Raw genomic sequence first — 23,376 nt, 5'->3', positions numbered from 1 at the left:
TTGCCGCCGCGCGGTTTTTCATGCCTTCCATCCATGGAATTGATGCCAAAAATGCTGTTTGCGCAACGTACATCTCAGGTTACCGCTATCGCTTCCGTAGCAACCGCCGTGTTTCTGGCAGGCTGCTCCACAACCGAGGTGGATCCAACAGCAGGCTGGAGTCCCAACAAGATCTATTCGGAAGCCCGCGACGAAGCCTCGACCGGCTCGTTCGACAAGGCCGTTCCGCTGTACGAAAAGCTCGAAGGCCGTGCTGCCGGCACGCCACTGGCCCAGCAGGCCCAGCTTGAAAAGGCCTATTCGCAGTACAAGAGCGGCGAAAAAGCCCAGGCCATCGGCACGCTGGACCGCTTCATCAAGCTGCACCCCGCCAGCGAAGGCGTGGACTACGCGCTGTACCTGAAAGGCCTGGTCAATTTCAACGAAAACCTGGGCCTGTTCTCCTGGGTGGCCAAGCAGGACCTGTCCGAGCGCGACCAGAAGGCAGCCAAGGACTCGTTCGAGGCTTTCCGCGAGCTGGTGACGCGTTTCCCTGAATCCAAGTACACCCCCGACGCTGAAAAGCGCATGCGCTACATCGTCAACTCGCTGGCGCAGTACGAGGTGCATGTGGCGCGCTACTACTACGAGCGCGGCGCCTATGTCGCTGCCATCAACCGCGCGCAGAATGCCGTCAGCGAGTACAAGGAAGTGCCCGCGCAGGAAGATGCGCTCTATATCATGATGCTGTCGTACGAACGCCTGAACATGAAGGACATGGCGGCCGATACCAAGCGCGTGCTGGAAGCCAGCTACCCGAACACCACCTTGCTCAGCAAGGGCTTCCGCAGGGAAGACAAGCCCTGGTGGAAGCTCTGGTAAGGCCTGCCGCCAAGGGCATTGGCGTCCCTAACTCCTGAATCAATAGCATAAGGCGCCCACCAGCTGGGCGCTTATTCATTTCACGATGATGAAATGGTAGCCCGCGACGCATCTGCGCTTTCGTCGCGGATTTCGCGGATGGCGGCCAGGTACCGCACCACCTCCTCTTGTGGCAATTGCGGCATGGGTGGCAGCGCAGCCAGCAGACTGGCGCCATAGCTGCGGGTGCAAAGGCGCGCATCGGCAATCACGACGAGCCCTCGGTCGCTGAACGAGCGCAGCAGGCGGCCCACGCCCTGGCGCAGTTGCATGGCGGTTTGCGGCAGCGTGTAGCCCAGAAAGCCGTCTTCCCCCAGGTCTTGCAAGGCCGCTGCCCGTGCGGCATGCAATGCGTCGTGGCGGGGTGGAAACGGCAGCTTGTCGATCACCAGCAACTGCAGCGCCTCTCCCGGAAGATCGACCCCCTCCCACAGCGCCATGGTACCCACCAGCACCTGACCGCGCCGCCCCTGCCCGGTTGCGCCACGCATGCCAGCCAGCAGATGGCGCTTGGGCGCCTCCCCCTGCATCTGCACATCGATGGGCGCACTGCCCAGTTCCTGGCGAAGTGCCGCAGCCAATGCCTGCATGGCCTGGGTGGACGTGCACAGCACCATGCAGCGGCCGCCCAGTTGCTCGACCGGGGCCTTCAGCCACGCGGCCAGCGCCTGCGCACGCTCGGCTGCCGGCGCATCCGCAGGCGGCAGGGTCTGGGGAATGACCAGGGCCGCCTGCGCCGCCCAGTCCAACGCATGCGCCAGGCGCAGGCAACGCACCTGCGGTGGCACCTGTGGCGGCAGTTGCGGTGGTAATTGCGCCTGCGTTTGGGATTCGGGCAAGGGCGCAACCCCATCCACCGCAGGAGAGCCACCGGCCGCAAGCCCTTGCAGACCCATGGCACTCGTAAACCACTGCAGTGCATCGTCCTGCCCCAGCGTGGCAGAGGTGAACAGCCAGCGCTGCGGCACCGCGGCCTCAGACGGGGTGCTCACCCCCGTCATGGGCGCTGCCAGCCAGGTGGCCCCCAATACATCAGGCTGCAAAGCCGTCAGCGCCTGCCAGAGCCACGGCGGGGATTCCCGAAAACCCTGCCGCAGGGCGCGTGCCTGCGCACCGGGGGCGGCGCGGGGTGCGTTTTGCTGCGGCGGCAGGCTTGGGCCATCCCACCAGCGCACCAGGCCCGCAGCGGGCGGCCTGCCCCATTGGCGCAGGGTGGCAAGCAAGCTGTGGCCCTGCTCCACCAGGCGCTGCAGGCTGGCCGCACCACCTGCCACACCTTGCAATGCCGCTATCATTTCCGACAAGCGGTTATGCAGGCGCACCAGGGCCTCGGTGCTCTCGCCCGCCGCAGCCTCTGCGCGGCCCGCTTCGCTGCCCGGGCCACCGTTATAGGCATTGCTGGCAGCCAGCCAGTGGGCCAGCGCCTGGCTGCAGGACGCCAGCAGCGCATCCCAAGGGGCAAAGCCGCGCGCGTGCAGGCGCGTCTGCCGCGCTGTGGACTGCACAAAATCCTGCACATCCCCCGCATTGATGCCCCTGGCCAGCACCTTGAGGCCGATGGCAGGCAACTGGTGCGCCTCGTCCATCACCACGGTTTCGGCCAGCGGCACAAAGCCGTGGGCGGCGCCCAGCATCTGGCGATGGCGCAGTTCGCTGAAATACAGGTGGTGGTTGATCACCAGCACATCGGCCTGGGCGGCCTGGGCCCGGGCGCGGTTGGAAAAGCAGGCGGCGAAATGCGCGCAGCGCTGGCCCAGGCATTCGCTGTGGCTGGCGGTGATCTGCGGCAGCAACGCAGGCAGTTCGCGCAGATTCTCCAGCTCCGCCAGATCACCACTGCGCGTGCCTTGTGCCCAGCGCGCCACCTGTTGCAGGGCCTGCAGTTGATCGACGGGCCTGTGGGTCTGCAGCGATTGCGCCAGGCCATGCAGGCAGACGTAGTTCTCGCGCCCCTTGAGCACCGCCACGCGCCTGCGCATCTGCAGATGGGCCAGCAGCGCGGGAAGATCGCGGTCCACCAGTTGGTCCTGCAAGGCGCGCGTGGCCGTGCTCACCACAAAGCGCCCGCCTTGAGCCAGCGCCGCCATCAGGTAGGCATAGGTCTTGCCCGTTCCGGTAGGGGCCTCTACCGCAATGGATTCCCCGGCTTTCCAGGCGGCCAGAATGGCCTCGACCATGCGCTGCTGCTGCGCACGCAACTGCAGGGGCGCATGCGCGGCAGGCGGGCCGGGTGTCGGCATAGGCGAAGGGACTGGTGGCGAAGACATGGGCAGGCAAGTCTAGCCGGTGCAGGCGGCTGAAAAATGCTGACAAAGGGCAAATGATGGCGCGCAAACATCAGTTGGGCGGTCGCAACCCGCGTAAACACGTGCTGGGGCGCGGCCTGCAGGGCAATCTGCTCTATGATGCAGACAACTCCAACCAAGCCCCGCCTCGCATGAGCACCAGTTTCCGTTTGTCCGCATCCACCGGCCTGCACAAGGGCGACCGCCCCTACCAGCAGGACCAGGTGGGGGTGCTGGCCCACCCCCGGGTGAAGGGCTGTGTGCTGGCCGTGGTGGCCGACGGCATGGGCGGGCGCAGTGGCGGGCGCGCCGCAGCCGATCAGGTCATGATGACGGCCAGGCAGGTGTTCGAGCGTTTCTCCCCCGAGGCCGACAGCCCTGAATCCATGCTGGGCAGCATCGTGCGCGAAGCCCATCTGCTGATCCGCCTGGTTGCCATTGCCGCCGAGCAGGAGCCGCACAGCACCATTGCAGCCTTTGTCATCATGCCCAATGGCTCGTGCGTGTGGGCACATGCGGGCGATTCGCGCATCTACCATTTCCGCAGTGGCCAGTTGCTGTACCAGACGAGCGACCATTCCTACGTGCAGACCCTGGTGGACCAGGGCGAGCTGACGCTGGAAGAAGCGCGTTTCCACCCGCAGTCCAACATCCTGCTCAACTGCCTGGGCACGGCGGAGGACCCGCCGCTGATCCACCACCGCATTCCGGTGCTCAAGCACGGCGACGTGCTGATGGCCTGCAGCGACGGTATCTGGCACTACTTTGCACCCGAGGAACTCTCGTCCATCACGCGGCTGCTGTCGCCGCGCGAGGCCAGCCAGTTCCTGATCGAGCGCGCGCAGATGCGCGCCACGGGCACGGGCGACAACATGTCGCTGGCCATTGTCAAGATCGAATCCATCCCTTCCGACAAACCGGCCAAGCCCCGCTCAGGCGCAAAGAGCAGCAAGAGTGCCAGACCTGCGCCGCTGCCGCTTTCGAACCAGGCACCGGGATCTCCTATCATCTCCTGAGTCGTTACCCCCGCCATGTAGGGCAACCGAACCCCGCCGGGCGCTGACTGCGCCAATTGGGGTCAATGTTTTCCGCCCATGAAAAAGCCTCGCATGGCGAGGCTTTTCTGCAGGGAAAACGGATACCGGGCGCGGTCAGAAACCGGCCATCACCGAGCCCTTGAACTGCACGTCCAGGAACTTGCGGATTTCTTCGCTGTGGTAGGCCTTGACCAGCTTGGTCACCCAGGGCTGGCTCTTGTCGGCCTCGCGCACCACCAGGATGTTCACGTACGGGTTCTTGGCGCTTTCGAGCACGATGGAATCGGTCTTGGGATTGAGCCCCGCCGAAATGGCGAAATTGGTGTTGACGGCCGCAGCGTCCAGGTCATCGAGCGAGCGAGGCAGCTGGGCTGCATCCAGCTCAACGAACTTCAGCTTCTTGGGGTTGGCCACCACATCCAGCGGCGTCGCCTTCAGGCCTGCGTTGTCCTTGAGCTTGATCAAGCCATTGGCCTGCAGCAGCAGCAGCACGCGGCCACCATTGGTCGGGTCGTTCGGAATGCCGAAGCGCGCGCCTTCCTTCAACTCGTCGATCTTCTTGATCTTCTTGGAGTAGATGCCGATCGGGAAATTCACCGTATCGGCGGCCACGGCAAACTTGTAGCCTCGGTCCTTGATCTGCGCGTCCAGGTAAGGCTTGTGCTGGTAGCTGTTGGCATCGAGTTCGCCTGATTGCAGCGCGGCGTTGGGCTGCACGTAGTCGCTGAACTCGATGATCTTGATCTTGAGGCCGTCCTTCTCGGCGATCTTCTTGACCTGCTCCATGATCTGGGCGTGCGGGCCGGCGGTCACGCCGATCTTGATTTCCTTGTCCTGCGCGACAGCGGCGCCAGAAACACCAACGGCCAGCGCCAAAGCCAGAACCGATTGCAGCAATGTACGTTTTTGCACGAGCGATACCTTTCAAATTCGATACCGAACTGTAAGCCCGTTTTTGCACCGCAGCAAAGATTGTTTGTATATTTGCTTACAACCGGATTACCCGTATGAATGCTATCAAATTTGATGCATTGGCGCTCATCAATCCTGTGCCAGCAACGGTTTTCGCCCGGTTTCAGCCATCCCTGCCGCCCTATTCGGGCTTCAGGGCCACATTGTTGAGCTTGTCCAGCCGCTCGGGCCAGTTGCCGTTTTGCGCATGCTGCTGCAGGATGCGCGTCCACGCCACCCAGGCGTCCCATTGCACGCGCTTGTCCCAGGCATTGCCCCATTCGCTGAAAGCCTGCAGCGCGCTGTCTGCTGCTGCCTGGGCGTCTGCATTGCGCCCGGCGCTCAGGTACAGCTGGGCCAGAACCATTTGCGGCTCGCCCACCCAGGGGTTGAGCTGCACGGCCTGCTCCAGCACACCGGTTGCCACATCCAGATCCGTGAGCGGCTGGTCCTGCTGGATAACCGACCAGTACAGCGACGCAGCTGCCGCATCGGCCGCTGGCGTCAGGCCCTGGGTGCAGCGCGCAAACACCGGTGGCACAGGCAGCAGGCCCTTGAGGCCCGGGTGCTGCAGCGCCAGGCCCAGGCTGGCAATCTGCGACAGCATGCGGCCGCTGGGGCGCATCGGGCCAGGCCAGAGCGACGCCATCCAGTGCGCCTTCTGGCTGCGCTGCGGCACGTTCGGGAAGCTGGAGAAAATATCGTCCTGCCAACTGAACCACTGCTCCATGGTGTCGGCCATGCTGACGATGATGAAGGCCGCCACGGTATAGGGCTCGACGCGGCGCGGTGCACCCTTGTGGTCCAGCACCACGGCGCCATCGGCCTCGATCTGGCCGGCCAGCACCTTCTGCACGAACTGCGCACGCGAGAGCGTGCAGAACTCGAACACAAGCAGCTCCGCCTTCTCGCCCACCACGGCGGCGAGCTTGCTGCGTTCACTGTTGGCATCGAATTTGACGAGGTCGACGAAGGCATTGCCGTACACGCTGTGCAGCAGGCCCAGGAGCTTGACGTCCTCGGGCTGCTGCCACAGCTGCAGCGTGCGCGTGACGCCCAGCAGGTGGTGGCGGAATGTGCCCGCCTTGTGCCAATCCAGCCCCACGTCGCGGGCCAGCACCACGGGCAACGCGGCGGCAAGACGGGGCTCCTGCTCGATCCAGCTGTCGTCGAGCAGCGGCTTGGCGCGCTGCCATTGATTCGCATCAAGGCGCTGCAGCGGCAAGCCATGGGCGGGAGGCAAAGGGGCGTTCATGCGAGTCTCCTGGTTTTTTTGGTGGTTGCAGGCATTGTAGGCAGCGGTGCTGTGATGTTCGCCTCTTGCGCGACATGGAAAACGTGCGCATCCGGCCAAACTATAAAAACCATAGCTACTTGCGCTTACCAGCATTGGATTCTGGATTTCCTGATTGCAGTACCAAAGCAAAAAGCCCATGAAGGCGATGCTTCATGGGCTTTGGCGTCTTGCGGCGCAAGGAGACTTTGAACAGGTTCTTACTTGTGGCTCAGGCGCCGAACGGCCCAGTCACCCAGGCTTTGCACCAGCTGCACAAAGATGATCAGGATCACGACCACCGCCAGCATGATGTCCGGCAGAAAGCGCTGGTAGCCGTAGCGGATGCCCAGATCGCCGAGGCCCCCGCCGCCAATGGCGCCTGCCATGGCCGAATAGCCGGTCAGCGAGACGAAGCTGATGGTCAGGCCCGCAACGATGCCGGGCAGCGCCTCGGGCAGCAGCACTTTCCAGACGATCTGCCACGAGGTGGCGCCCATGGCTTGTGCCGCCTCGATGAGGCCGTTGTCCACTTCGCGCAGCGAAGTCTCCACCAGGCGGGCGATGAAGGGCGCGGCGGCCAGCGTCAGCGGCACAATGGCTGCTGCCGTGCCGATGGAGGAGCCGGTGATCAACCGCGTGAACGGGATGATCGCCACCAGCAGGATGATGAAGGGCGTGGAACGCACGGCGTTCACGATCCAGCCGACGATCTTGTTGGCAGCTCCGTTTTCCAGGATGCCGCCCTGGTCGGTGAGGCGCAGGAAGACGCCCAGCGGAATGCCGATCAAGGCCCCGGCGACGCCGGAGATGCCCACCATGATGATGGTTTCCCACAGCGAGGTGGCAAACAGCTCCAACATCATTTCCGAAAAATTCTCAAACATGGTCTACCTCTTGGGGGGTGATCAGGCGGCGCGGGCCGCAGTATCCACTTCCTGCACCTGCACACCGGAGGCGCGCAGCGCAGCAATTGCCGCATCCAGCTGCTGCAGCGGGCCGCTGGCATACACGGCCAGAAAACCGAAGGTCTGGTCCTGGATCTCGTCGACCTGGCCGTTGAGGATGCTGACATCCAGGCCAAAGTCACGGATCAGGCGCGAGAGGATGGGTTGGTAGGCCTGGTTGCCCGCATAGGACAGGCGCAACAGCTTGCCGTGGCCAGCCGTCAGCGCATCGTTGAGCGTGCGCACGCGCTCGATCACGCTGGCCGGCAGGTCCTGCGGTACGATCTCATCGATCAGGCTCTTGGTGATGGGTTGCTGCGGGCGGGTGAAGACGTCGATCACCGAGCCCTCTTCCACCACCTTGCCAGCTTCCATCACCGCCACACGGTCGGCAATCTGCTTGACCACCTGCATCTGGTGCGTGATCAGCACCACCGTGAGGCCCATGTCCTTGTTGATCTGCTTGAGCAGGGCCAGCACCGAGCGGGTGGTTTCCGGATCGAGCGCCGAGGTAGCCTCGTCGCTCAGCAGCACCTTGGGCTCGCTCGCAAGCGCCCGGGCAATGCCCACGCGCTGCTTCTGGCCGCCCGACAGTTGCGCCGGATAGCGGTCGCTGAAGGCCGACAGGCCCACCAGATCAAGCAGCGGGTCCACGCGCTTTTTGATGGCTGCCTTGTCGACACCGGCCAGCTCCAGCGGCAGCGCTGCGTTGTCGAACACCGTGCGGGACGAGAGCAGGTTGAAGTGCTGGAACACCATGCCGATCTCGCGCCGCGCCTGGCGCAACTCGCCATCGTTCATGGCCGTCAGCTCATGGCCGTTGACGAACACCTGGCCCGAGGTGGGACGGTTGAGCAGGTTGATGTTGCGCACGAGCGAGCTTTTGCCCGCGCCGCTGCGCCCGATGATGCCAAACACCTCGCCGGCGGCAATGCGCAGGTCAACGCCACGCAGCGCCTGCACCGGGCCATTCTTGCCCGGGTACGTTTGGGTGATACCCCGAAGTTCAATCATTGGAATAAAGAAAGCGCCCTTGTTCGCAGGGCGCTTCGAGAAGCGTGAATAGATGTACTGTACGCGATGCGACAGCTGTTACCAACGAATGAAATTTTAGTTCGTTACAACCGTTGGTTATTTCGGAAGGTCTTTTGGCGCGCCCATGGCCTGGCGCACGGCGTCTGCCACGGCCTCGCGGATAGTGGTGTCGATTTCGAGCTGCAGCGACGATTGCAGCAAGGCCGTCTGCTGGTTCACCACCTTGAGGACGGCCGCCGTGAGCCGGTCATCGAGCGTGTCCTGCACGCGGCGCAGCACGCGACGGGTGATGGCGTCTTCCAGCTCCTGCGCCGTTTGCGCGGCACTGGCCACAAGGCTGGCGGTGGCCGCTTCCATGGCGGCATTGCCTATAGGGCTGCCGGTGGCGCCTTCCACATGGGTGGCAGCTTCTGCAGCAGCACCTTCGCCCAAGGCGCCTGCGGTGGCAACGGCAATGGCGCCTGCCACGGGTTGCAGACCCGCGGGTTCAGGCCCCTGGGCAAGCGCGGCGTGTGGCTGGGTCGCACCTTCGGCCTGCGCCGTGTCAACCACGAATCTGGCGGGATCTGCGTCATGGGCAGCGGGGTCCGCCGCATCTACAGGCTGCGCCCAGCCACTGTGCGTGGGCAAGCTGGCAATGTCGATGTTGCTCAGGGGCGGGGTTTCGGCGCCCAACGCATCCGCCTCCCGGCGCCTGCGCAACACGGCGGCAGAAGATGCTTCATTTTTTATAGCGCCCTGCGCTTCTTCAGCGGGCACGGACGCCGAAAAATCCTCCAAAGCGGCCTCCTGCGCAGCCACTTCGGTCAGCGTGGGCACGAATTTGGGCGGGGTGCGTGGCTCCATGGGGTGGTCAGTCATCGGTCTTCATCACCAGATCGCGCCGCTCAATGGCATAGCCCTGGGCGGTGTAGTCACGCCAGCGCTGGCGAGCCAGCTGCCGGTCGTTGTCATCATCGGCGCTCACCACCTCGATCACGCGCTCGAACTGCGCAAAATCGTCTGGCATGCGATCGGACAGGTTCAGCAGCACGCGCTTGTGCGGCAGGCCCGCATCCACCTGGCTGGCCAGCACCGTGGGCGAGCGCTGCAGCACAGCGGCTGCCGCATCAGCCCGGCAATGGGCCAGAAACTGGGGCTCGCCGCCAAACGACCACAGCGCCAGATCCAGCTCGGCCACCACATCGGGCGCGGCCAGCACCACCAGCGGCATGTCCATGCGCTGGAGCTTGCGCACCAGCTTGCAGGCATAGGTCAGCTTGCTTGGTGCGTTGAAGTGAAAGGCGACGGCGGTCTTGTCTGCCATGGTGCGGGCCGATCCGGTCAGTTGCCTGCAGGGCGGTCGCTGCCGTCCTGGTTGACAGCGGCCTTGCCGGGCTTGTCGGCCTTCACCGCCTTGGCTTTGGCGGGCCGTGCGTCCTTGTCAGCCTTGCCGGGCTTGGAAGCATCTGCCTTCTGCGCCGACAGCAGGTACTGCAGCAGCAAGCCCACGGGACGGCCGGTCGCACCCTTCTTGGCGCCGCTGCGCCAGGCGGTGCCTGCAATATCCAGATGCGCCCAGGCCATGTTGCCCACAAAGCGCTGCAGGAACTTGGCTGCCGTCACCGCACCGGCCGGGCGGCCGCCCACGTTGGCCACGTCGGCGAAGTTGCTCTTGAGGCCATCGGCATACTCGTCATCGAGCGGCATACGCCAGCACCAGTCCTGCGCCTTGTCGCCGGCATTTTGCAGGGCCTGGGCCAGCGCGTCGTTGTTGGAGAACAGGCCGCTGCGCTGCGCGCCCAGTGCGATCACGCAGGCACCGGTCAGGGTGGCGATGTCAACCACCGCCGCTGGCTCGAAGCGCTCTGCGTAATGCAGCGCGTCGCACAGCACCAGGCGCCCTTCGGCATCGGTGTTCAGAATCTCGATGGTCTGGCCGCTCATGCTGGTGACCACGTCGCCGGGCTTGACCGCGCCGCCGTCGGGCATGTTTTCGCAGGCCGGGATCAAACCCACCACGTTGATGGCGGGCTTGAGCTCTGCCAGCGCACGGAAGGTACCCAGCACGCTGGCGGCGCCTCCCATGTCGTATTTCATCTCGTCCATGTCCGGTGCCGGCTTGAGCGAGATGCCGCCGGTGTCGAACGTGATGCCCTTGCCTACCAGCACCACGGGCTTATCGCCTTTGTCAGCGCCGCTGTAGTGCAGCTCGATGAAGCGCAGCGGCTCCTTGGAGCCCTGGGCCACCGCCATGAACGCGCCCATGCCCAGTTTGGCCACGTCTTCGGGCTTGTGGATCTTGCACTTGATGCGCTTGTGCTCGCCCGCCAGGGTTTCAGCGGCATCGGCCAGCATTTTGGGCGTGGCGTAGTTGGCGGGGCGGTTGGCCCATTCGCGGGCAAAAGCCACGCCAGTGGCAGTAGCCTGGGCCACGCCAAAGGCACCGCCGAGTTCTTGCGCGTTGGGCGCGCCGATGGTCACGCCCTGCAGGGCCACCGCCTTGGCCGAGGGCTTGGAGGTACCGTACTGGTAGGCCAGCTCCGCCGCGCACTGCACGGCAGCGTACAGGGCATCTTCTGCCAGCGGGCTGGCGCTGACGATCACGGCCTGCTTGGTGCCCTCGCGGGTGAAGCCGCCTGCCGCAGCGGCAAGCGCCTGGCGCACTGCCTTGGCCGAGCCGTCGCCCACGCCCAAAAGCAGCAAATGCCGAGCCTGGATGGCGGGCACCGCGTACATGGCCAGCGACTTGCCGGCTTTTGCCTCAAAATCACCATTCTTCTGCGCATGCGCAATCAGGGTGGACAATGCGTCACTGGCCTTGGGTGCGTTGTCGCCAACCAGTACGACCAGGAGATCGCCCGGCTGCAATGCGGCCGAGGCCAGATCCAGAGTCTTGAGTTCAAAGTTCATAATCGGTGCTTTCCTTGCCGCCAATGTTATTCGATTCTTCGATCCGTAAAGAGCTATCCCGCAGCTTTGGTGCCACCTTGGTGGTGCTGGTCACCGTCGTGATGACCATGATGCTTATCAAGGTGCTGGGCCAAGCCTCGCGCGGCAGCGTCAATCCATCCGATGTGATGCTGGTGATGGGTTATACCGTGCTCGGCCAATTGCCCACGATTTTGAGCCTTTGCCTGTTTATCGCCGTGGTGGCCACCTTGTCGCGCATGTACCGCGACAGCGAGATGGCGGTGTGGTTCAGCAGCGGCCAGAGCCTGATGGCCTTTCTGCGCCCGCTGATGCGTTTTTCCTGGCCGGTGATGGTGGTGATCGCGGTGCTGGCGCTGGTGGTGTGGCCCTGGGCCAACCAGCAGATCGTGCAGCTGCGTGCCCAGTACGAGCAGCGCGGTGATGTGGAGCGCATTGCGCCAGGCGAGTTCCAGGAGTCGTCCGACGGCACGCGGGTTTTCTTCATCGACCGCGAGCGCGCATCGGACACGCAGGCCAGCAACGTCTTCATCGTGACCAACGAGGCCAAGAAGGACACGGTGACCAGCGCCAAGAGCGCCCACCTCGAGGTGCAGGACGATGCCCGCGTTGCGGTGCTGAACGACGGCCAGCGCGTTGAAAAGGACAAGAACAAGCAGGGCCTGAAGGTGAGCGACTTCAAGGAGTACGGCACGCGCATCGGCAAGGCAGGTGCGGTCGACCTCAATGATTCCTATTCGGTCAAGAACATTCCTACGCAGAAGCTCGCCACCAGTGCAGAACCGAGGCAGCGCGGCGAGCTGGGCTGGCGCCTGGGCCTGGCCATTGCCGCCCTCAACTTCGTGGTGCTGGGCCTGGGGCTGGCCAGCGTCAATCCCCGGGCGGGCCGCAGCAGCAGCCTGCTCTTCGCCCTCTTCGCCTTTGTCGTTTACTACAACTTGATGACCTTCTCCCAGAGCTGGGTGTCGTCGGGCAAGGTGCCCCTGTGGGCATCGTTCACCCTGGTGCATGGCGCCACTGCGGTGCTTGCCTGGGTGCTGCTCTATTTCCGCAGCCACCAGCGCTCGCCGCTGCAATGGCTGCGCAGCAAGGGAGCCCGCGCATGAAAACCTTCCGCAAGATGATCTACCGCGACATTGCCTCGACCGTAGGCTTTGTCACCCTGGCGTTTCTGGCGCTGTTCTTCTTTTTCGACATGGTCGACGAGTTCCGCTGGGTCGGCACCGGCACCTACCAGCTCAAGCACGCCGTGCTGAGCGTGGCGCTGAACATTCCCACCCATGTCTATGAACTGCTGCCGATCACCGTGCTGATCGGCACCATTTTCGTGATGGCGCGCATGGCGCAGACCTCCGAATTCACCATTCTGCGCACCAGCGGCCTGAGTCCCTGGCAGGCGCTGGGCAGCCTCATGAGCATCGGCATCGCCTTTGTGGTGCTGACCTTTGCCATTGGCGACTATGTGGCGCCCGCTGGCGAGCAGGCCAGCCAGTTGCTGCGCGCGCAGCGCTTTGGGCAGCTGAGCACCGGCCAGACCGGCGCCTGGCTGCGCGAAAAGCGCGACGATGGCATGGCCGCCATCAATGTGCGTTCCATCAGCCCCGAAGGCGAGCTGCAGCAGGTGCGCATCTTCAGCTTTGATGGCCAGGGCCGTATTCAGAAGCAGCTCACCGCTGGCGGCGGCAGCTTTGGCGATGGCAGCTGGAAACTGCGCCAGGTGCAGGAGCAGCACTATTTCCTGGGCGACGGCAACAAGGCGCGTGTCGAAGTGAAGAACCTGCCGGATGTGGACTGGCCCACGACGGTGACCCGCAGCATGGTGGCCGCTGCCGTGCTCAAGCCCGACCAGATGAGCACCTACGACCTGTTCCGCTATGTAGATCACCTGGAAGCCAACGGCCAGAGCGCGCAGCGCTACGAGATCGAGTTGTGGCGCAAGGTGTTCTACCCCATCAGCTGCCTGGTGATGGTGGTGCTCGCGCTGCCCTTTGCCTACCTGCACTTCCGCTCAGGCGGCATCACCGGCTACGTGTTTGGCGGGGTGATGGCCGGTATCAGCTTCTTCCTCTTGAACAATGTGTTCGGCTTTGCAGGCAACCTGCAGAACTGGCCGCCGATGCTGACAGCGGCGGCACCGGGCATCATCTATTCGCTGCTGTCGCTCGGCGCCTTCACCTGGCTGGTGCTGCGGCGCTGACGGCGCCGCCCTTTCCGTCTGTCTGCGCCGGCGTGAACACCGGCGCATCCGGCAGCTCGCTCCAGGGCACCATGCGCTGCCAGTTGTAGACCTGGATGGGCGCGCTGCTGGTGGGCGCGGCCAGGTTCTTGCCTGGCTGCACCATGGGGCTCTTCACGCCCAGCCAGTTGGCGTACAGATGGAAGAAGTCATAGCCGCTGATCGGCGTGGTGTTGCGCATGGGCGCCTTGCGGCTGGTGTCGATGTGCAGCAGCGCGGTATCGTAGGCCTCCTGGATATTGGGCTCCACGTAGATGTTCTTGTTGGGCATGTGCAGCTGCTCCTTCCAGCGCTCCCAGTCGCTTGCCGGCTCGACGCGCAGTGAATGGTCGGAAACAAACAGAATTTCGTGCTGGTCCGGCCGCCACGTCTGCAGCAGCTCGTCGAGCTTCTGCAGGAAAAGATCGAGCTTGCGCAGGCTGGTCAGGTAGCAGTCGATGTGGTGCCCCTGCCCGCTTTGGAAGGCGATGGGCATGTCGGTGACGCGCTCGCAGGCATCGGGGTGCGAGCCCATCATGTGCAGCACGATCACGGCATCCGGTGCAATGGTGCCCGGCGTCTCCAGCTGGCTGCGCAACACGTTGAGCATGGCGAAATCATCGCGGTACGGCGCAACGGCGGGCGGCTGGTCGAGAAAGCGGTAGGAGTCGGCCTGCCGCGCGATCCAGGCAATCTTGGTGTCGTGCTTGCCCACGCTGCCCTGGTTGGATATCCAGTGCGCGGTATAGCCCGCGGCATGGGCCAGGGCCATCACGTTGCGATCGGGGTCAAAGCTGCCGTCAGCCATGGTCGAATACGACAGGGTGCGCACCAGGCTGGTGACCGTATTGGGCGCGGGTGCGTGGTACTGCGCATAGGCTGCGACCTGCGGCGATGCATCGAGAAACGGCGTGGTCTTCCAGGGGCTGCCCATGACGGACATGTAGCGCCGGTTTACGCTCTCGCCGATCACCAGCACCTTCAGGTTGCGATTGCGCTCGACGCGCTCAATCTGCCAATCCACCGCACCAGGCTTGGCTTCCAGCACGGCATGCTCGGAGCGGTAGCTGACGACCGATTTGATAGCCTGTATGGTGAACAGCCCGAATACATTCAGGATGGCCAGCACCACCCAGAGCACGACCGAGAAGCGTCTGGGCGCCTGCGGGCGTTGCCTGCCGTAGAAAATGGCCAGCGCTGCTGCCACCAGGCCCAGGGCGATATCGGTGACATCGAGGTTGAGCAGAAACTCCCAGCTCTCCTGCACATCCGTCTCCAGGGCCGAGGCCGCGAGCACCGTCGACGGATAACCATAACCACGGCCAATGCCCAGCATCACATACAGGGAAAACAGCAGGCTGATGCCGCAGGCCCACTTGGTGGCCCAGCCCCTGCGGGCGCCGTACAGGTAAAAGCCGCAGGTCAACGCCGCCAGCAGCAGGCGGCGCATGGCGCTTTGGGCGTCATTGATGTGCAGGTAGCCCAGGCCATACAGCATGATGCCTGTCAGCAGCAAGGCGCTTGCCCAGACCTGAAGACGCTGGCCGGTCGATTTTCCTGTTGTTGGTTCTTGTGACATCCATACCTGCACGATGCGGCAGCCTGTTGTTGTTTTTAGAACGTGTTTACGATCTCTACGCAGCCGCGTTGGAGTGCAATCGGGATGAGTTCGAAGCGATGGGCCACAGCTTGCACCGGGGTGCAAGCAAGGGCCAGCGCGCAGAAATCGCCCGATTTCACTCCAACCCGTAGGGACAGTGGCCTTGCGGGCGGTCTGCGTTGTTGCAAATCCTCGCAATAGCGGGGCTATTGCTGCGGTATTGCGCCTAGCAGCCCAACCCGCAAAGCCACTGTCGCGGCGCGAGGAGATCGTAAGCACGTTCTTAGCGGTGCGCAGTGTAACCGCATGCCAGGATGCAGAACCTTTCTGCGCCTACCAACAAGAGCGCAAGAAGCGCGTATCCCACTTGACTTCGCCTACGCGACATGTCCAAGGTTTAACCAGCACAATCGCCTTGCGCTATGTTTTTTGAGGCACCTGGGTGGTATGCGCCGAAGCCAGGGACTGGGCCATCACCCGGATGAGATCGGTCTGCGTGACCATGCCCACCAGCCTACCCTGCGCATTGATGACGGGCAAATGCCGCAGATGGCCCCGGCTGAACACCGCGATCAGATCCACCACGCGGTCATAGCCTTGCACCGTGGCAACCTCCTCGGTCATCAGCTCACCTACCACCACGGCCGCCTTCTTCTTGCGCAGCACGAGCGACTTGAGGCGGTCGCCCAAGCCGGCAGGCGCCTGCGACAGCGCCTGGTTGAGCAGGTCGGTCGAGGTGACGATGCCCTTGACCTGCATTTTCTCGTCCACCACCGGCAGCGCCTTCACGTCATGCTGCTGCATGCGCTCCCAGGCCTGCTGCACCGGCGCATCGGCCGTGGTGACGAATACCGGGTGCACCATGATGTCTTCGCAGCGCAGGTCGCCCAGCGTGCGCTTGAAAGCGGCCTGGCTCGCCATGTGTACCAGGGCTTCCAGATCGGCGCGGCTCACATCGAGCACGCCGTTGAAGTGATCGAGCGCCGCATCCAGATCCACCCCTTCGATGCGCATGTTGCGCGCATCACCTGCGGCAGCGGGTTTCTGGCTGTGCTGCGGCGCCGGGTAGCGCTTGCCGGTGGCGCGGTTGTACAGGGTTGCCAGCACCACGAGCAGCACCAGATTGGTGGCCACCGGATAGGCCAGCACCGATACATCGGTGCCATGCTCCAGCGCAATCCACATCGCCAGTGCGGCGCCCGGCGGGTGCAGGCAGCGCATGACCACCATCACCATCACCGCCAGACCGGCCGACACGGCAGCGGCGGCCGATGGGTCGTCAATCACCAGGGCCGCCCCCAGACCCGCCAGGCCCGAAAACACGCTGCCTCCGATCACGGGCCAGGGCTGGGCCATGGGGCTGGATGGCGTGCACACCAGCAGCAAGGCGCTCGCCCCCATGGCCGCAAACAGCCAGGGCGCGTGGTGGCTCTGCCCCCACCAGCGGCTGACAAGGCCGGTGAGCAGCAGGGTCAGCCCCACGCCCACCACCATGCGCAGCAGCTCCTTGCCATTCACATGCGACGAAGACGGCCAGAAATTGCGCAGCCACTGGCGCAGGCGTTCGGCGCGGACGGGAGGTTCAGGAGTGCGGTTGCTGTCGTCAGGCATGGATCAGGGAGAAACTGCGCAATATTGACCTGCATCATAGACAAGGGCGGCGCGGCGTGCCTGCCCGGCTGGAATGCCCGACCGCCAATCCACGCGCCACGGCAGCCCAAAATGGCTCCGGCACGGCATATTTGTTGCCATCTACGGGCTTACCCGGCGTCAACTTGTCAAACAGATGACACAGTCTCGCTAGAATCGGCGGTTTACTGTGAAACCCTCTATGCGTGACCGATTTGCTGTTCTGCCCCAATACTTGCTGCCCAAAAAGTGGATGACCGCTCTGGCTGGCAAGCTGGCATCGGCCCGCCTGGGCGGAGCCACCACATCCTTCATCGGCTGGTTCGTCCAGAAGTACCAGGTCAACATGGAAGAAGCCGCCGAGCCGGACATTGCCCGGTACGACAGCTTCAATGCCTTCTTCACCCGTGAGTTGCGCGCCGGCGCCCGCCCGCTTGCCCAGGCTGACCTCGTCTGCCCGGTGGACGGCGCCATCAGCCAGTGCGGCGCCATCGAGCACGACCAGATCTTTCAGGCCAAGGGCCACCACTACAGCACCACGGCCCTGGTGGGCGGCGATGCCGAGCTGGCCGCGCAGTTCAACAACGGCCAGTTCGCCACCATCTACCTCAGCCCCCGCGATTACCACCGCATTCACATGCCCCTGCGCGGCAAGCTGCAGAAGATGATCTATGTGCCGGGCGATCTGTTTTCGGTGAACCCTCTCACCGCACGCGGCGTGCCAGGCCTCTTTGCGCGCAACGAGCGCGTGGTCTGCGTGTTCGAGACGCGTATCGGCCCCGTGGTGATGGTGCTGGTGGGTGCCACCATTGTGGGCAGCATGTACACGACCTGGCACGGCCAGGTGAACCCTCCGCGCTCAAGCAAGGTACGCAGCTGGGATTACCAGACCCAGCCCATCGTGCTGGAGCAAGGCGATGAAATGGGTCGCTTCCTGCTGGGCTCCACGGTCGTGCTGCTGCTGCCACCCGGCAAAACCGGCTTTGCCGCCGACTGGGCTGCGGCCAAGCCCGTGCAACTGGGCGAAGCCATGGGCAGCTTTGCCGCCTGATTTTCAGCCTTTTTGCCTCTGACGCTTATCCATAAAGCGCCAGAGGCTATCATTTTGGAAGTTCAAGCAATTGCAGACGGCTGCGAAAGCGGTGCACCTGCCCGCTCACCGGATCGGTAAAGGCCAACTCCTTGGCCAGCAGCTGCAGCGGGCTGGAAAAATCACCTTCGGGCGGGTCGTTCACCTCGGGGTAGAACGCATCGTTGCGGATGGGAATGCCCAGTGCCGCCATGTGTACCCGCAACTGGTGCCGCTTGCCGCTGATGGGCTCCAGCGCATAGCGGGCCCAGGCGCCCTTCGTTTCGATGATGGCCATCCGCGTGTGGCTGTTGGGCGTGCCCGGCACCTCGTGCATCAGAAAAAAGCGCTGGCTCTCTTCCATGCGGCTGTGGTGTTCGCGCGGAAAGGCCAGGTCAGCACGCACCGGGGCCACCGCCTCGTAGCTCTTGTGCATGGCCCGGTCGCGGAACAGCGCCTGGTAGGCGCCGCGCGTGGCTGCATCCTTGGACAGCAGCACCAGACCTGCGGTGTCGCGGTCGATACGGTGCAGCGGCGACAGCTCGGCATTGCCGGTGGCCCGCTTGAGCCGCACCAAAAGCGAGTTCTGCACGTACTTGCCCGTGGGCAGCACGGGCAAAAAGTGCGGCTTGTCCACCAGCAGAATACGCTCGTCCTCGTACAGCACCGCCGCTTCAAAGGGAATCGGGGTCTCCTGCACCAAGGCACGCCAGTAGTACACCCGCTGACCTGGAACAAAACGCTGGTCGGCACGCAAGGGTTGGCATTGGGCATCCACGACGTCGCCCGCCTGCATGCGCGCCTGCCACTCCTGCCGCGCCACCAGGGGCAGCCGCTCCGCCAGGTAATCCAGCAGCCAACCGTCGCCCTGCGAAGGCAGCACCACGCAACTGGGGCTCACGCCGTCGCGCATCCAGGTATGCGGAGCGCCAGGGGCTGCAACTTCGGGCGAAGGGGTTACAGATTCATTCATTGCACGCGTCATGTCGCTGGCGATTGTAGGCCTGTGTTGTCCCCCCTCGGAGCGCGCTGCACCGGTATGGCGCTGCCGCCTCAGGGGATTGGCGGCAAGGCACAATAGCGCCTTTTTAGAACGTGTTTACGATCTCTACGCAGCCGCGTTGGAGTGCAATCGGGATGAGTTCGAAGCGCTGGGCCGCAGCTTGCACCGGGGTGCAAGCAAGGGCGAGCGCGCAGAAATCGCCCGATTTCACTCCAACCCGGAGGGACAGTGGTTTTGGGGACGCCCGGTCAGGGGCGCCCGGCTAGGGGCGGTCTGCGTCGTTGCAGCACTTGCCAATAGCTGGCTATTGGCTGCGCACTGCGCCGCTAGGCGCGCCCCTAGCATCCCATCCCTAGCCGGGCGCCCCGCAAAGTCACTGTCGCGGCGCGAGGAGATCGTAAACACGTTCTTAGCGCCCAGGCAGGGCCAGACTCGAACCTTGGGCAAAGCAAGACAAGACACAACAACCATGAGCAGCAACACCTCCTCACCCTCCAATGCAGCGCTCACGCCCGTCCAGGCGGGCGAGCGCGTATTCAGCGGCATGCATCTGGCCTCACTGTGGTTCAGCCTGGGAGTTGGCCTTCTGGTCATGCAGGTGGGTGCCTACCTGATGCCCGCCCTGTCGCCCCAGCAGGCCATGCTGGCCATTGTGGGCGGCTCCATCGTCGGCGCAGGCCTGCTTGCCTGGGTGGGCAAGCTCGGCTGCGATACCGGGCTGTCGAGCGCAGGCCTCATCCACCAGGTGTACGGCCGCCACTTTGCCAAGCTGCCGGTGCTGCTCAACATCGTTCAACTGCTGGGCTGGGGCGCTTTCGAGCTGGTGGTGATGCGCGACTCCACTGTCGCCATTGGCCGCCAGGCGGGCAGCATGCAGGCCGATTACTGGCCCTGGGCCGCCACCCTGCTGTGGGGCGGCCTGCTGATGGCGCTGATGCTGGGCTCCATGGTGCACCTGGTGCGCCGGCTCATCTCACGCATTGCGCTGCCGCTGGTGGTGCTGTCGCTGCTGTGGCTGACCTGGCAGTTCACCCATATGGCGAGCGCGCAGGGCTTTTCTGCGCTGTGGAGCCGCCCCGGCGCAGGCGGCATGGGCGTGATGCCCGCGCTGGACCTGGTGGTGGCCATGCCCATCTCGTGGCTGCCACTGGTGGCTGATTACTCGCGCTACGGCAAAAATGGCCGCTCGGCCATGGCCGGCACCTGGCTCGGTTTTGGCATTGCCAACGTATGGTGCTACGCCCTGGGCGTGCTCGTGGCCCTGGTGCTGCCCAGCAAAGACCTCGTCGCCGCCCTGCTGCTGGCCCAGGGCGGCCTGATCGCCCTGTCGCTGGTGCTGCTGGACGAGGTGGACAACGCCTATGGCGACGCCTACTCAGGCTCCGTATCGGCCCACAGCGTGCTGCCCGCCTGGAGCGTGCGCGCCTGGGGCTTGGTGGTGGCCGCCGCCTGCACCCTGCTCGCCCTGGTGCTGCCCATGCACAGCCTGGAGCCCTTTCTGCTGCTGCTCAGCTCGGTATTTGTGCCGCTCTTTGGCGTGATTCTGGGCCGCCTGTCGTTTGGCGGCTACCAGCGCACTGCCGTGCAGGCACCGATCCACTGGCTGCCGGTATGCATCTGGCTGTGCGGTATTGCCCTCTACCACGCACTGGCAGCCTGGGCGCCGGTGGCGGGTTCTGCGATTCCTACGCTGGTGGTGACGTTTGTGGTGGCGTTTGCTACGCGGGCCAAGGGCTGAGACGGGCTGGATCGATGGCTTGTGGCCAACCCTGACCCGCCAATAGGTATCGGCCCCACAGGACGCATGCCGTCTATCAACCCAGCAAATCAACTGCAGATGCCACTGTAGATGCAGTACGAGAGTTCGCCTGCACTTTGCAGCGCATCGGGCTTCAAAGGAGCCTGGTCATTCATGTCACATGCTTGACGGCTATTTCGTCATACTGGCATGCCTCGCCTGGGGGCAGGTACGAGACTGCATTCATGATCCAGAAAAACCTATTCTCACCCGACGAACGCGCTCGCCGTTATGACGCCGAGCACGCACGCAGGCTGCGGGCCCTGGCCTATCGCATGCTCGGTTCGCGCGCCGAAGCGGAGGATATCGTGCAGGACACCTGGTTGCGCTGGATCGAGGTGGATGAAAGCACCATCGACAATCCGGGAGCCTATCTGTCACGCCTCGCTACCCATCTGTGTCTTGACAAGCTGGGATCTGCCGCCGCACGGCGTGAGCAATATGTGGGCACCTGGCTGCCCGAGCCTCTGCTGGAGGACGAGATCCTGTTTGGCTGGGCACCCAATCCTGAACGACAGGCGGAGTTCGCCCAGGATGTATCGGTGGCCTTCATGCTGGCATTGGAACGTCTGTCACCGCTGGAGCGTGCTGCCTTCCTGTTGCACGACGTGTTCGACCTGGAGTACGACGAGATCGCTCACCATCTGGACCGCAATCCCGATGCCTGCCGCCAGTTGGCCAGCCGGGCACGCCGCAACGTCAAGGCTGACTATGCACGCCGCGAAGTCGCCGAGGAAGAGCGCCAACGCCTTGCCAAGGCCTTCGCGGAGGCCCTGCGCACCCAGGACATCAGTACATTGGCACAGGTACTGGCCGAAGATGCGGTGATGCTCGCCGATGGCGGCGGCAAGGTCAGCGCAATCACAAAGCCGCTGCGAGGCAATGTCGGCATTGCCAAAGCCCTGGTTGGCTGGGCACGGCTGGACGACAACCGTGGCTGGCGCATTGTGCCGACCGTGGTCAATGGCCTGCCTGGCTGCCTGATCATCGACGATCGCAACCATGGCGAACTGGTGCAGACCCTTGCCCTGGCCCCAGCCGCCGATACGGGAGGCGGTATCGGCGCAATTTACATACAGCGCAACCCGGAGAAACTGGCAGGCATCATGCAGATGCTGGCGGCGAAGGAATAGAGAGAAATTCGGTGCGCATGTCACAAAGCACCCGGCTATGTCGTCTTGTTCATGTATCGGGTTTTCTGCAAGCCCCATACGCAAACCCTCCATAAGGAAATGACCATGACTGCAAATTCGCCGCGCCTCGACTACATGCAAATTTCGCCCGACCTGTTCAAGAAGTACATTGCGTTCGGCATGGCCGGCAAACTGGACGAAAGCCTCGCCCTGCTCATTGATATCCGTGCTTCGCAACTGAACGGTTGCGCTTTCTGCCTCGACATGCACGTCAAGCAGGCCAAGCTCCATGGCGAACGTGAACTGCGCCTGCACCACCTTGTCATCTGGCGTGAGTCCCATCTGTTCACGCCCAAGGAGCGCATGGCCCTGGCCTGGACCGAGGCGCTGACGAAGATTGAAGGCGAAGGGGTCTCCGACAAACTCTATGCCGCCGCTCTTGAGCACTTCAATGAAACCGAACTCTCCGAGCTCACCTTCCGTGTTGTTGCCATCAACGGCTGGAACCGCCTCAACGTTGCTTTCCGCAGCCCGCCGGGCTCGAAAGATCGGATGTTCGGGCTCGACAAGGCCGGATTGAATTGAATCGACCCCAAAAATCGATGCATTGGAAGACGGGATCGCAAGGCTGCTGATCATCCAATCTCAATCGATTCACCAAACTGGAAACGCCCCAAACAGTGGCCGCGGCGCCGCCGCGTTAAAACTCCAGGTTGTCAATCAGGCGCGTGCTGCCCAGCCGCGCAGCGCCAAGCGCCACCAGCGGAACATCTGGTACCGGCCCCGTTTGCGGTGGTACACGAAGGCTGTCGCGCTCGCGCACGGTGAGGTAGTCCGTTGCCCAGCCTTTGTCGTGCAGCAGCCTGGTGGCTTCAGCTTCCAGATCGGCAAGCTGGCGGTGACCCGCGCGCGTATCGGCCGCGAGTTGCTGCAAGGCGCTTGAAAGCGCACCAGCTTTCTGGCGCTCCTCAACGCTCAGATAACCGTTGCGCGAACTGAGCGCCAGGCCATCTTCTGCGCGCGCGGTTTCTACGCCAACGATCTCAATCGGCAGGGCAAACTGCTGAACCATGCGGCGCACCACCAAGAGCTGCTGATAGTCTTTCTTGCCAAATACCGCAAATCCGCCAGCTGTCGATCCAAAGACACAGGCAAACAGCTTCATCACCACGGTGCAGACGCCGGTAAAGAACCCGGGGCGAAACTCGCCTTCGAGAATGTCCGCAATCTGCGGATCAGGCAAAACCTTGAACACCTGTGGCTCAGGGTAGAGATCGAGTTCGCGCGGCGCGAACAGCACGTCGCAACCTGTCGCTTCCAGCTTTGCACAATCTGCCTCCCAGGTACGAGGATAGCTATTGAAATCCTCATGGGGCAGGAACTGCAGCCGGTTGACGAAAATGCTCGCAACAGAGACGTCCCCAAGCTCGGCTGCGACGCGAACCAGTGACAGGTGGCCTTCGTGCAGGTTTCCCATGGTGGGTACAAATCCAGGCCTGCCACGGTGTGCCAGGGCTGCGCGAAGCTCAGGAATGGTCTGTGTGATTTGCATGGTGGTGGTTCAATCGTTCCGCACGGATGAAAGTGAAAA

General features: G+C 63.6%; 20 protein-coding genes. 8 read left to right on the top strand and 12 right to left on the bottom strand.

What is annotated here, in order from left to right:
• Positions 1–42 precede the first annotated feature (42 nt).
• Entirely contained in the window at positions 43–861 is an 819-nt protein-coding gene (locus tag ACH2DG_RS16440; protein WP_395027496.1) for an outer membrane protein assembly factor BamD, read from the top strand.
• Positions 862–941: 80 nt separating this feature from the next.
• Here the strand turns inward: ACH2DG_RS16440 and ACH2DG_RS16435 are convergent, their stop codons facing one another.
• A complete protein-coding gene (locus ACH2DG_RS16435) occupies positions 942–3,140 on the bottom strand; it encodes an ATP-dependent DNA helicase (RefSeq protein WP_395027483.1) in 2,199 nt (732 codons plus the stop codon).
• A gap of 197 nt (positions 3,141–3,337) precedes the next feature.
• Between ACH2DG_RS16435 and ACH2DG_RS16430 the strand changes: the two genes are divergently transcribed.
• Positions 3,338–4,201: a PP2C family protein-serine/threonine phosphatase gene (locus tag ACH2DG_RS16430; RefSeq protein ID WP_395027494.1), complete on the top strand. Its 864-nt coding sequence runs from the start codon at positions 3,338–3,340 to the stop codon at positions 4,199–4,201.
• Positions 4,202–4,336: 135 nt separating this feature from the next.
• Here ACH2DG_RS16430 and ACH2DG_RS16425 read toward each other — a convergent pair whose 3' ends face one another.
• The 7 genes from ACH2DG_RS16425 to ACH2DG_RS16395 form a co-directional block, all read right to left on the bottom strand.
• A complete protein-coding gene (locus tag ACH2DG_RS16425) occupies positions 4,337–5,134 on the bottom strand; it encodes a MetQ/NlpA family ABC transporter substrate-binding protein (protein ID WP_395027482.1) in 798 nt (265 codons plus the stop codon).
• A gap of 181 nt (positions 5,135–5,315) precedes the next feature.
• Positions 5,316–6,428 (bottom strand): DUF6817 domain-containing protein, encoded by a 1,113-nt coding sequence (locus tag ACH2DG_RS16420; RefSeq protein ID WP_395027481.1) that lies wholly within the window; start codon positions 6,426–6,428, stop codon positions 5,316–5,318.
• 239 nt (positions 6,429–6,667) lie between these two features.
• Positions 6,668–7,333 carry a methionine ABC transporter permease gene (locus ACH2DG_RS16415; protein ID WP_224152460.1) on the bottom strand — a complete coding sequence of 222 codons (666 nt, stop codon included), beginning with the start codon at positions 7,331–7,333 and terminating at the stop codon, positions 6,668–6,670.
• A 21-nt stretch (positions 7,334–7,354) separates the two neighbouring features.
• On the bottom strand, positions 7,355–8,407 hold the full coding sequence (locus tag ACH2DG_RS16410) for a methionine ABC transporter ATP-binding protein (RefSeq protein ID WP_395027478.1): 1,053 nt from the start codon (positions 8,405–8,407) through the stop codon (positions 7,355–7,357).
• Between the two features lie 117 nt (positions 8,408–8,524).
• The gene (locus ACH2DG_RS16405) at positions 8,525–9,289 is read right to left on the bottom strand and encodes a hypothetical protein (protein ID WP_395027477.1); all 765 of its coding nucleotides are present in this window, start codon (positions 9,287–9,289) and stop codon (positions 8,525–8,527) included.
• Complete coding sequence (locus ACH2DG_RS16400; RefSeq protein WP_224152457.1) at positions 9,282–9,734, bottom strand: DNA polymerase III subunit chi; 453 nt, start codon at positions 9,732–9,734, stop codon at positions 9,282–9,284. Before ACH2DG_RS16400 ends, ACH2DG_RS16405 begins: the two co-directional genes overlap by 8 nt.
• A gap of 17 nt (positions 9,735–9,751) precedes the next feature.
• The gene (locus ACH2DG_RS16395; protein ID WP_395027475.1) at positions 9,752–11,320 is read right to left on the bottom strand and encodes a leucyl aminopeptidase; all 1,569 of its coding nucleotides are present in this window, start codon (positions 11,318–11,320) and stop codon (positions 9,752–9,754) included.
• 23 nt (positions 11,321–11,343) lie between these two features.
• Here ACH2DG_RS16395 and lptF point away from each other — a divergent pair, with 23 nt between their 5' ends.
• Positions 11,344–12,444 (top strand): LPS export ABC transporter permease LptF, encoded by a 1,101-nt coding sequence (lptF, locus tag ACH2DG_RS16390; protein WP_395027473.1) that lies wholly within the window; start codon positions 11,344–11,346, stop codon positions 12,442–12,444.
• Positions 12,441–13,535, top strand: a complete 1,095-nt coding sequence (gene lptG, locus ACH2DG_RS16385; RefSeq protein ID WP_395027471.1) for an LPS export ABC transporter permease LptG — start codon at positions 12,441–12,443, stop codon at positions 13,533–13,535. Before lptF ends, lptG begins: the two co-directional genes overlap by 4 nt.
• On the opposite strand, the gene ACH2DG_RS16380 is transcribed toward lptG, so the two are convergent.
• Together ACH2DG_RS16380 and ACH2DG_RS16375 are read right to left on the bottom strand one after the other, a co-directional pair.
• Positions 13,510–15,132, bottom strand: coding sequence for a phosphoethanolamine transferase (locus tag ACH2DG_RS16380; protein WP_395027470.1), 1,623 nt, complete (start codon positions 15,130–15,132; stop codon positions 13,510–13,512). The genes lptG and ACH2DG_RS16380 overlap by 26 nt on opposite strands.
• Before the next feature lie 441 nt (positions 15,133–15,573).
• On the bottom strand, positions 15,574–16,764 hold the full coding sequence (locus ACH2DG_RS16375; RefSeq protein WP_395027469.1) for a CBS domain-containing protein: 1,191 nt from the start codon (positions 16,762–16,764) through the stop codon (positions 15,574–15,576).
• 220 nt (positions 16,765–16,984) lie between these two features.
• Between ACH2DG_RS16375 and asd the strand changes: the two genes are divergently transcribed.
• A complete protein-coding gene (gene asd, locus ACH2DG_RS16370; RefSeq protein WP_395027467.1) occupies positions 16,985–17,833 on the top strand; it encodes an archaetidylserine decarboxylase in 849 nt (282 codons plus the stop codon).
• 49 nt (positions 17,834–17,882) lie between these two features.
• Here the strand turns inward: asd and ACH2DG_RS16365 are convergent, their stop codons facing one another.
• Entirely contained in the window at positions 17,883–18,824 is a 942-nt protein-coding gene (locus tag ACH2DG_RS16365; protein ID WP_395027466.1) for a pseudouridine synthase, read from the bottom strand.
• 499 nt (positions 18,825–19,323) lie between these two features.
• On the opposite strand from ACH2DG_RS16365, the gene ACH2DG_RS16360 reads away from it, so the two are divergent.
• The 3 genes from ACH2DG_RS16360 (at position 19,324) to ACH2DG_RS16350 (ending at position 22,370) form a co-directional block, all read left to right on the top strand.
• Positions 19,324–20,592, top strand: coding sequence for a purine-cytosine permease family protein (locus ACH2DG_RS16360; protein ID WP_395027464.1), 1,269 nt, complete (start codon positions 19,324–19,326; stop codon positions 20,590–20,592).
• A 245-nt stretch (positions 20,593–20,837) separates the two neighbouring features.
• Positions 20,838–21,785: an RNA polymerase sigma factor SigJ gene (sigJ, locus tag ACH2DG_RS16355; protein ID WP_395027462.1), complete on the top strand. Its 948-nt coding sequence runs from the start codon at positions 20,838–20,840 to the stop codon at positions 21,783–21,785.
• A gap of 99 nt (positions 21,786–21,884) precedes the next feature.
• Positions 21,885–22,370 (top strand): carboxymuconolactone decarboxylase family protein, encoded by a 486-nt coding sequence (locus ACH2DG_RS16350; protein WP_395027460.1) that lies wholly within the window; start codon positions 21,885–21,887, stop codon positions 22,368–22,370.
• A 115-nt stretch (positions 22,371–22,485) separates the two neighbouring features.
• Here the strand turns inward: ACH2DG_RS16350 and panC are convergent, their stop codons facing one another.
• Positions 22,486–23,337, bottom strand: a complete 852-nt coding sequence (gene panC / locus ACH2DG_RS16345) for a pantoate--beta-alanine ligase (RefSeq protein WP_395027459.1) — start codon at positions 23,335–23,337, stop codon at positions 22,486–22,488.
• Positions 23,338–23,376: the final 39 nt, after the last annotated feature.

Origin of the sequence: Comamonas odontotermitis (assembly GCF_040396735.1) — a bacterium.
Lineage (GTDB): Bacteria > Pseudomonadota > Gammaproteobacteria > Burkholderiales > Burkholderiaceae_C > Comamonas > Comamonas odontotermitis_C.
Note: the sequence above shows the minus strand (reverse complement) of the source record. Positions and strands in the feature narration are given on the sequence as shown.